Origin of the sequence: Alkanindiges hydrocarboniclasticus (assembly GCF_001982605.1) — a bacterium.
GTDB classification, from domain to species: Bacteria; Pseudomonadota; Gammaproteobacteria; order Pseudomonadales; family Moraxellaceae; genus Alkanindiges; species Alkanindiges hydrocarboniclasticus.
Genome location: NZ_MLCN01000015.1, coordinates 1 through 1,620, shown reverse-complemented (window position 1 = coordinate 1,620; position 1,620 = coordinate 1). Strand labels below are relative to the sequence as shown.

Below are 1,620 nucleotides of genomic sequence, written 5' to 3'. Positions count from 1 at the left end.
AACTTCTCTAGATTGGTTTTACTCAATAAATTAGAACCTTGCTTAGCTAATATTTTCATCTCATAGAGCTTATTATCAAAATCTTTGACCAGCTTGCCATACTGTTTAAGCTGATTGCTGGTAAAGCCTCGTCCGTGGCGTTCAAAGAAAATGAAAAGATTAGAAAAATAATCCTTTAATTGATAAAATTTATCAATTTGAAACAGCAGGTTAAAGTGATTTATTTTTGCAATAATGTGCTTTTGATGAGTTTCAATCAACTGTCCTTGTCCTGCAACTCTCTCAATTTCTATATCCTTATCTGACTTCCTGACGAGTTGGAATACCTCTCCATCATAGCCAATATTACTAAAGGTCTGGCTACTGATGTTTGTCCTGACAGTATTAAAATCAATGACCGCTAGCATCAGTTTCTTAAAGCCACAGTTAAGCTCATTTTCATTAAATACATTATTAAATTCATTTTTATGAACAGACAGATTTTTGATAAAGCGAGTAATGATTTCATAGTTTTGCTTGTCAGTAGCAAGTTTGGTAAGTCGGTTTTTTTCAACGGTAAAATCACGACCAAAATATTTCTTGCCACAGCAATGCCCGACAATAGTTTCCGAGCCATCAAATAGCTCAACTAAAAATCCTTTATGGTGAGCAGTATGACAACTGGCAATCCCACAATAGACCTTGGGAGACAACTCGTAGGCAGCAATGACCTTTTTTAAGGGTTGAGGTTCTTTAATTTGCTTTAAATCAATACACGCTGAAAATTTTTCTCTGTTTTCTAAATCTAACCAATGATTAATCTTGGGAATATCATCAAAAGGATTCATGATGAAATCTACCTTTTCGCTTATTTATTAGTCAATTAAGACTGAGCTAAACCTTTAAGAAAAGCAACAGTTACAATTGTGCGCTACGACGCAGAATGTCGCCATAACTCCATGAATCTTGAAGTAATTGGGAATCAGGATTGGATTTACCTTAATGATTCATTATTTTTGATAGTTATAAAGATTGCTTGGGCAAATCCCAGGATTTATGGGTGAATGCTTAAATAGAATACCTTGAGAAATTTCAAAATAAAACTGTACCAGGAATAGATGATGGACAGGGATCAATCAATAACAGCACTAACCAATACTTCTATCAGCAGCTGGTTTAGATCGGCATTGGATCAGCAGGGCAAAATCATATCAATTACTCAGGCTGTTGCACGACGAGCAGAAAGCCAACAGCATCATTATTATTGTCCTGACCCGGATTGTGGCCATCCACTCATTGTGGTTGCTGGCACTGAACGTGTACATCACTTTAGGCATGTCGAGCATAGAAATTGTAGTAATGAGTCATTGCAACATATTCTGGCCAAACAGCGCATTGTTCTGGCCATTACTGAACGTCACCAGATCTGCCTTAAATTCCCTTGCCATTTTTGTGGGAAACACCAGTTTATCTATACCTTGCCAGCCACAGTTGATCGGGCCATAAGTGAATATAACTATCCTGATACGGGCTTTCGTGGTGATGTGGCTGTATTTGAAGAATCCGAGAAAACCAATCCTTTCTTGATGTTTGAGGTATATCACTCACATCGGGTCGATTCTATCAAAAAATCAGGTATTA

Annotated in this window: 2 protein-coding genes; one reads left to right on the top strand and one right to left on the bottom strand. The window is 37.0% G+C overall.

From position 1 onward, the window contains the following. The coding region (locus BKE30_RS06640) for a hypothetical protein (protein ID WP_076877824.1) at nucleotides 1–827 on the bottom strand (827 nt) is incomplete at its 3' end. Between the two features lie 273 nt (nucleotides 828–1,100). On the opposite strand from BKE30_RS06640, the gene BKE30_RS06635 reads away from it, so the two are divergent. Continuing rightward, nucleotides 1,101–1,620 (top strand): competence protein CoiA family protein (locus BKE30_RS06635; RefSeq protein WP_198938049.1); only part of this gene is annotated, 520 nt, incomplete at its 3' end.